The sequence below is a fragment of the Intrasporangium sp. genome (assembly GCF_040414665.1).
GTDB lineage: Bacteria > Actinomycetota > Actinomycetes > Actinomycetales > Dermatophilaceae > Intrasporangium.
Genome location: NZ_JBEDUL010000039.1, coordinates 1 through 7,208 on the forward strand (window position 1 = coordinate 1; position 7,208 = coordinate 7,208).

At 67.6% G+C, this 7,208-nt stretch carries 7 protein-coding genes; 3 read left to right on the forward strand and 4 right to left on the reverse strand.

Going from position 1 to position 7,208, the window contains the following annotated elements:
* The 4 genes from ABF401_RS04630 to ABF401_RS04645 form a co-directional block, all read right to left on the reverse strand.
* The coding region (locus ABF401_RS04630; protein WP_353508364.1) for a DEAD/DEAH box helicase at window positions 1-1,384 on the reverse strand (1,384 nt) is incomplete at its 3' end.
* Between the two features lie 217 nt (window positions 1,385-1,601).
* Window positions 1,602-2,426, reverse strand: coding sequence for an amino acid ABC transporter ATP-binding protein (locus ABF401_RS04635; RefSeq protein ID WP_353508365.1), 825 nt, complete (start codon window positions 2,424-2,426; stop codon window positions 1,602-1,604).
* A gap of 3 nt (window positions 2,427-2,429) precedes the next feature.
* Window positions 2,430-3,260 carry an amino acid ABC transporter permease gene (locus tag ABF401_RS04640; protein ID WP_353508366.1) on the reverse strand — a complete coding sequence of 277 codons (831 nt, stop codon included), beginning with the start codon at window positions 3,258-3,260 and terminating at the stop codon, window positions 2,430-2,432.
* Between the two features lie 87 nt (window positions 3,261-3,347).
* Window positions 3,348-4,193, reverse strand: a complete 846-nt coding sequence (locus ABF401_RS04645) for an ABC transporter substrate-binding protein (RefSeq protein WP_353508367.1) — start codon at window positions 4,191-4,193, stop codon at window positions 3,348-3,350.
* Between the two features lie 241 nt (window positions 4,194-4,434).
* Here ABF401_RS04645 and ABF401_RS04650 point away from each other — a divergent pair, with 241 nt between their 5' ends.
* The 3 genes from ABF401_RS04650 to ABF401_RS04660 are packed head-to-tail and all read left to right on the forward strand — an operon-like array spanning window position 4,435 to window position 7,162.
* Entirely contained in the window at window positions 4,435-5,337 is a 903-nt protein-coding gene (locus ABF401_RS04650) for an ABC transporter substrate-binding protein (protein WP_353508368.1), read from the forward strand.
* Between the two features lie 2 nt (window positions 5,338-5,339).
* The gene (locus tag ABF401_RS04655; protein ID WP_353508370.1) at window positions 5,340-6,308 is read left to right on the forward strand and encodes an amino acid ABC transporter permease; all 969 of its coding nucleotides are present in this window, start codon (window positions 5,340-5,342) and stop codon (window positions 6,306-6,308) included.
* Window positions 6,308-7,162 carry an amino acid ABC transporter ATP-binding protein gene (locus tag ABF401_RS04660; RefSeq protein ID WP_353508369.1) on the forward strand — a complete coding sequence of 285 codons (855 nt, stop codon included), beginning with the start codon at window positions 6,308-6,310 and terminating at the stop codon, window positions 7,160-7,162. The genes ABF401_RS04655 and ABF401_RS04660 overlap by 1 nt, the downstream gene beginning before the upstream one ends.
* The last annotated feature ends 46 nt before the right edge of the window (window positions 7,163-7,208 follow it).

Sequence of the window (7,208 nt, forward strand, 5' to 3'; positions counted from 1 at the left end):
AGGCAGCGGCACCGCCCGACGAGCTCGTCGAGTAGGCGGTTGTCGATCCGGTGCGGCTGGCCTCGCGGCGGCCACGGCCCTGACCAGCACCGCGGCCTCGGCCACCGCCGTTGCCGCGCCCACGACCGCGGCGGGATCCGGCACTGGCCGAACCGGCCTCGGGAGCCCGCCCACCACCGGAGGGTGGGGTCTCGCGAACGAGCCCAGCGGCATACGACCGGTCGCCGGGAGCGAGCTCCAAGAGAAGGGGGTGCCCGACGGAAACCCGCGTCGTCGTCGGCTTGATGCCGGCCTTGCGCGTCAGGTCACGCACGTCGCGCACCTGCTCGTCGAGCATCATCGTGACGACGGTGCCTTCGGCGCCGGCGCGGGCGGTTCGGCCGGAGCGGTGCAGGTAGGCCTTGTGCTCGACCGGCGGGTCGGCGTGGATGACGAGGGCGACGTCGTCGACGTGGATGCCGCGGGCGGCGATGTCGGTGGCGACGAGTGTCTGGGCCCGGCCGCTGTGGAAGTCCTCCATGTTGCGCGTCCGCGCGCCCTGGCTGAGGTTGCCGTGCAGCTCGACCGCGGGGACGCCGGCGGCATTGAGCTGGCGGGTGAACTTCTTGGCGCGGTGCTTCGTGCGGGCGAAGACGACGGTGCGCCCCGGTGCGGCGGTGAGGTCCAACAGGACCGGCAGGTGGGCGTCGGCGTCCACGTGGAGAACGTGATGGGACATCTTCGCGACGGGCGACTGGACCGAGTCTGCCTCGTGCGTCACGGGATTCGTGAGGAATCGCTTGACGAGGACATTGATCGCGCCGTCGAGCGTCGCCGAGAAGAGGAGTCGCTGGCCGTGCCGGGGCGTGCGCTCCATGATGCGGCGAACGCCGGGAAGGAACCCGAGATCGGCCATGTGGTCGGCCTCGTCGATGACGGTGATCTCGATGGCGTCGAGGGAGAGGTGGCCCTGGCCCATGAGGTCCTCGAGCCGGCCCGGGCAGGCGACGACGACGTCGACACCACGGCGCAGGCCCTGCACCTGTGGGTTCTGGCCCACCCCGCCGAAGATCGTCTGGCTCGTCAGGCCCGCGGCCTGGGCGAGCGGCGCGAGGGCGGTGTCGATCTGTGTGGCGAGCTCTCGCGTCGGGGCGAGAACCAAGGCGCGGGGGCGACCCGGGCGACGGCGGTTGGGCGTGGCCGTGAGCCTGGCGACGAGAGGGAGCAGGAATGCGTAGGTCTTGCCCGAGCCGGTCCGGCCCCGGCCGAGGACGTCACGCCCGGCCAGCGAGTCGGGCAGGGTCGCAGCCTGGATCGGGGTGGGCAGGGTGATCCCGCGGTCCTCGAGGACGGCGGTGAGGGACGTGGGCACGCCGACGGCGGCGAAGGACGTGTCGGTTGACACAGGTGGGTACTCCAGAGGGGTCGAAAGGGTCGTTCTGCCCGGCGCGATGGCCACTCGACGGTGGGCGGCAGGTCGCGGCGCAAGAGCGAATCGACTGGGGCGGGGCGCTGGGCCCCTGCCAAGAAGAAGCGGCCCGAGGCAGAACTGGGCGGGCCGTTGCGGTCAACCTTAGCGGACCCCGGTGCGTTCCCGTGCATCGGGGGCCGCCATGCAAGGGTCACACAACGTCGACGACACCCTCTTCGCTGACCTCATCCGGCTCGATGACCATGGGGTTGAGGACGCGGTGCAGGAAGGACTTCGTCCGACCGTGCTGAGGGTCCCCGATCACGTCGACCGCCCGGCCCTGCTCGACGATGACGCCACCGTCCATGAAGACGACCCGGTCGGCCACCTCCCGAGCGAAGGCCATCTCGTGGGTCACGATCATCATCGTCATGCCCTCGGCCGCGAGCGCCTTCATGACCGCGAGCACCTCTCCGACGAGCTCCGGGTCGAGTGCTGAGGTCGGCTCGTCGAAGAGCATCAGCTCCGGGTCCATCGAGAGCGACCGCGCGATGGCGACGCGCTGCTGCTGACCCCCGGAGAGCTGGGCCGGGAAGGCGTCCTCCTTGTGCAGCATGCCGACCCGCTCGAGGTTGCGCAGGGCGACCTGCCTGGCCTCGGACCGCGAGCGCCGGAGCACCTTGGTCTGGGCCACGGTGAGGTTCTGCAGGACCGTGAGATGAGGGAACAGGTTGAACGACTGGAAGACCATGCCGATCCGGCGGCGCACGCGGTCGATGTCGACGTCAAGGTCGGTGATCTCGTCGTCGCCAACGAAGACCGTGCCGGACGTCGGTTGCTCGAGCAGGTTCACGCAACGGAGCAGCGTCGACTTGCCGGAGCCCGAGGGGCCGATGACGCACACGACCTCGCCAGGGTCGACGTCGAGGCTGATGTCCGTGAGCACCTCGTTGTCGCCGAAGGACTTCTTGAGGTTGCGGATCGAGATCGCGTGGGTCGGCGCGCCAGGTCCGGCCGCGGTGGTTTCGGTCGTCATGGCTCATCGGGCCTTTGCATAGCGGTGCTCGAGGCGGCGCACGAGCAGGGACAGCGGCAACGTGATGGCGAGGTAGCACACGGCCCCGACCATCAGCGGTGTCGGGTTGGTCGTCTTGTTCAGGAAGTCCTGGGAGAACTTGGTCAGCTCGTACTGGCTCGTCGCCACACCCAACACGTAGACGAGGGACGAGTCCTTGATGAGCAGGATCAGCTCGTTGGTCAGGGGCGGGATGACGATCCGGAACGCCTGCGGGATGACGATCGTCGCCATCGTGCGCGAGTGGCTCATCCCGAGCGTCCGGGCGGCCTCCACCTGGCCCTTCGGGACGGCTTGGATGCCGGCCCGGAAGGTCTCGGCCATGTAGGCGGCGGCCGTGACACCGAGGCCGACCATCACCATGCCGAGCTGACCGCCTGGGAAGGTGAACCCGGGGAAGGCATTGGGGATGCCGAAGGCGACCATGAACAGGACGACGAGGGCGGGGACGCCCCGGAAGAACTCCACGTAGGCCGTCGCCACCCACCGGTACGGCCCGATCGAGCTGAGCTTCATCATGGCCAGGAGCAGGCCGAGCAGGAAGGCGAACACGAACGCCAGCGCGGTGTAGATCAACGTGTTGACCACGCCGACGGTGATCACCCGCGGGAGCATCCGCAGCACGATGTCCCACCGGCCGAAGGCGTCGCCGAACTGCTGCCAGTTCACGTTCACCGCGAGTGCGACGACGATCAGCAGCCCGATCGCGTATTGGACGCCTCGACCCAGTCGCGCCTTCTGCCGACGTGTCAGACGGGACCGCTGGCGCGGCGCCTCCGAGACGTGCGTGCCCATGGTTCCTCTTCCCTCAGGGTGGACGGGTCGGAGAAAGGCTGGCGCAGACGGGTCGTCCGCGCCAGCCCCCTCACGCGGGTCGGGCGATCAGCTCGCCGGAACGTCGCCGATCCACTTCTTGTAGATCGTGTCGTACGTGCCGTCGGACTTCGCCGTCGTGATCACGTCGTCGACGACCTTCTTCAGCGCGGTGTTGCCGAGCTTCATGCCGAAGCCGTACTGCTCGCCGGTGTCGAACTGCGTGGCGATCTGCGCCTTGCCGGCGTTCTGCTTGATCGCCTCGCTCCACACCGGGAGGTCGTTGATCGCGGCGTCCACCTGGCCGGTGAGCAGGGCCTGCGTCTCCGCGGCCAGGTCCTGGAACTCGATGATCTCGCAGCCGCACTCGGACTTGTGCTCGTTGGCGTAGTCGAGGCCGGTGGTCGAGGACTGGGCGCCGAGCTTCTTGCCCTTGAGGTCGGCGAGCGACTTCACCGTCGACCCCGTCGGGACGAGCAGTGCCTGAGTGGCGTCGAAGTAGGGCTCCGAGAAGAGGATGGCCTTCTGCCGCTCCTCCGTGATGGTCATTCCTGCAGCGGAGACGTCGCACTTGCCGGTGGCGGTGTCCTGACCCGACTTGATGCCCTCGAAGGGGGTGTCGACGATCTCCTGCGTCGCACCGAGCTTCTTGGCGACCAGGTCCATCATGTCGACGTCAAAGCCGACCGTCTTGCCCGAGTCGTCGTTCGACTGGAAGGGCGCGTACGGAAGGTGGGTGCAGACCGTCAGCTTGCCGTCGTTGACGAGGGAGACACCCGCAGCGGCAGCCCCGCCACCGGGCGCTGTTCCTCCGGTGCCTGCCTCGGGGTTGTCCGAGCTGCCGCACGCGCTCAGCGCGAGGGCGCTCAGCGCGACGATCGCCATGATGGGACGCTTCTTGTGTCCAGACTTCACAGAGGACTCCTCACTCCTGGCCACGGGGGTGCGGCCGATACCGGGGCATCCTTGCACCGGAACTGGGTCAATTGATCCGTCGTGGCCATTTCGTGGTCGAATCGAGCGAATCGTGTCATTCCGGCGGTCATCGACAACGGTTCGGTTGCGCTGATGGGCAGCGTCGCCGGGAAGTGGCAGTATCGGCGTCCTCAGATAGTCCACGGACGTCCGCGTCCGAACCGTGGAAGGACCACCACCCATGCGTCGTTTGCCCCTCTTCGCAGTGACCGGCCTGGTCGCTGCCGGCCTGACTCTCTCGGCTTGCGGCTCCGACAGCCTCACCCCGACCACGCCCGGGGCGGGCGGCACCTCGGCTCCGAGTGCCGGGGGAGGTGTCGACGCGGCCCTGGCCGCCAAGGTGCCCGCAGACCTCAAGGCCGCCGGCAAGATCGTGGTCGGCACCGACCCCACCTACGCACCGAACGAGATGCTCGCCAGCGATGGCAAGACGGTCGAAGGCTTTGATGTCGACATCTTCAAGGCCGTCGCTGCCAAGCTCGGCCTGGAGACGGAGTGGCAGCCCGCAGGCTTCGGCACGATCATCCTCGGCGTCACGAGCAACAAGTACGACATCGGCGTCTCGAGCTTCACCATCAACGACGAGCGCAAGAAGCAGGTCAACATGGTGAGCTACTACAGCGCCGGAACGCAGTGGGTCGTCGCCAAGGGCAATCCCGAGAAGGTCAACATGGACGACGTCTGCGGCAAGAGCGTCGGTGCCCAGAAGGACACCGTCCAGGCCGAGGACCTCGCGGCTCGCAGCAAGAAGTGCACCACAGCCGGCAAGCCGGCGATCACGATGGTCATCCAGGAGAAGCAGGACCAGGTCACCGCCGACGTCGTGAGCGGCAAGACGGTCGCGATGCTCGCCGACTCGCCGGTCGGCCTGTACGCGGTGAAGCAGACGGGCCAGCTCGAGGCTCTCGGCGACATCTATGACTCTGCGCCCTACGGCTATGTCCTGCCCAAGGACCAGACGGACTTCGCCAACCTGCTGGTCGAGGCGCTGAAGGCGACCAAGGCCGACGGCTCCTACGACGCGGCCCTCAAGAAGTACGCCGTCGAGGCCGGCGGGATCGACAACTTCGCCGTCAACCCGTGACGATGCCGCCCACCGCAACTTCCGAGACGGCAGACCGGCCGGGCATCATCCACGCCCGGCCGGTGCCCCACCCCGGTCGGTGGGTGGCGCTCGTGGTCATCATCGTGCTCGTTGCGATGATGATCAGTTCCTTCCTGACGAACGAGCGGTGGAACTTCCCCAAGGCGTTCGAGATCATGCAGCAGACGCCGGTGCTCGAGGGCCTCTTGAAGGGCACCATCGTTGGCACGATCGGCGCGATGGTCATCGGCGTCGTGGGCGGAGTCATCATCGGGGTCCTACGCCTGTCGTCGAACCCCATCCTGCGCGGCGTCTCATTCGTCTACACGTGGTTCTTCCGCGGCATCCCGCGCCTCGTGCTCCTCGCCATGATCGGCAGCGGCGTCGGATTCCTCTACAACCGAGTTGACTTCGGCCTCCCCTTCGGGCAGCAGTTCGGCGAGTGGTTGGGGCTCTCGCAGGACTTCACCTTCTTCACGCTCAACGTCAACCAGTTCTCGAGCACCCTGATCGCCGGCATCATCGGCCTCGGCCTGTCCGAGGCCGCTTACATGGCCGAGATCGCCCGAGCCGGAATCCTGTCCGTCGACAAGGGTCAGGCCGAGGCTGCCCAGGCGCTCGGCATGAGCAGCGGCAAGACCATGCGGCGCATCGTCCTTCCGCAGGCCATGCGGGTCATCGTGCCACCGACCGGCAATGAGACGATCGCGATGGTCAAGGACACCTCGCTGCTGTCGGCCATCCCGGTCATCACCGAGCTCTTCTACCAGACCAGCGCCATTGGCAACCGGACGTTGCTCATCATGCCCGCCTTCGTCGCGGTCACGGCGTGGTACCTCATCGTCGGGTCGGTCCTCATGATCGGGCAGTACTTCCTCGAGAAGCGTTTCAGTCGCGGGTTCGGCGAGTCCAAGCAGAAGAGGCCGAAGGACTCGCGCTTCGCGCGTCCGGCCGGCGCGGGAGGTGCCTGATGACGACCGCACCCGTCCAGTCGGACCAGCCACTGGTCCATGCGGTGAACGTGCTCAAGTCCTTCCACGGCACTGAGGTCCTCAAAGGGATCGACCTCGACGTGCACCGGGGCCAGGTCGTCGTCCTTCTCGGCCCGTCCGGCTCGGGCAAGACGACGTTCCTGCGGTGCATCAACCAGCTCGAGACCATCGACGGCGGACGCATCTGGGTCGACGGAGACCTCATCGGCTACCGCGAGGATGAGACGGGCACACTGCACCACCTCAATGACAAGGAGGTGGCAGCCCAGCGGCGCGGCATCGGGATGGTGTTCCAGCGGTTCAACCTCTTCCCTCACCTGACCGCCCTCGAGAACGTCATGGAGGCGCCGGTCCAGGTCAAGGGCACGAGCAAGGCGGAGGCCCGGGCCCGCGGCCTGGAGCTGCTCGAGAGGGTGGGACTCGCGGACAAGCCCAAGGCCTACCCCGGTGCCCTCTCGGGCGGCCAGCAGCAGCGCGTCGCCATCGCCAGGGCCCTCGCCATGGATCCCAAGCTGATGCTCTTCGACGAGCCCACGTCTGCGCTCGACCCCGAGCTCGTTGGCGACGTCCTCAATGTCATGCGCGATCTCGCCCGAGCCGGCATGACGATGATCGTCGTCACACACGAGATGGGGTTCGCCCGCGAAGTCGCCGACCGCGTCGTCTTCATGGACGGTGGCGTCGTCGTCGAGGAGGGCCCTCCGAGCCAGTGCATCGACAACCCGCAGCAGGAGCGCACCCGGACCTTCCTGCGTCGGATGCGCGCAGAGGAGCAGGAGCAACAGGCCGTACAGGTGGCCCAGAGCGACCAGACCGAGCGCGCCGAGGCGTGAGCCAGCGCGGTTGAATGGCGACATGACAACGGAGTCACCGGCACCC

Bases quoted from the DNA above. Each gene is read 5' to 3' on its own strand.
- ABF401_RS04650 (WP_353508368.1), top strand. From the start codon at position 4,435: ATGCGTCGTTTGCCCCTCTTCGCAGTGACCGGCCTGGTCGCTGCCGGC.
- ABF401_RS04640 (WP_353508366.1), bottom strand. From the start codon at position 3,260: ATGGGCACGCACGTCTCGGAGGCGCCGCGCCAGCGGTCCCGTCTGACA.
- ABF401_RS04660 (WP_353508369.1), top strand. From the start codon at position 6,308: ATGACGACCGCACCCGTCCAGTCGGACCAGCCACTGGTCCATGCGGTG.
- ABF401_RS04635 (WP_353508365.1), bottom strand. From the start codon at position 2,426: ATGACGACCGAAACCACCGCGGCCGGACCTGGCGCGCCGACCCACGCG.
- ABF401_RS04655 (WP_353508370.1), top strand. From the start codon at position 5,340: ATGCCGCCCACCGCAACTTCCGAGACGGCAGACCGGCCGGGCATCATC.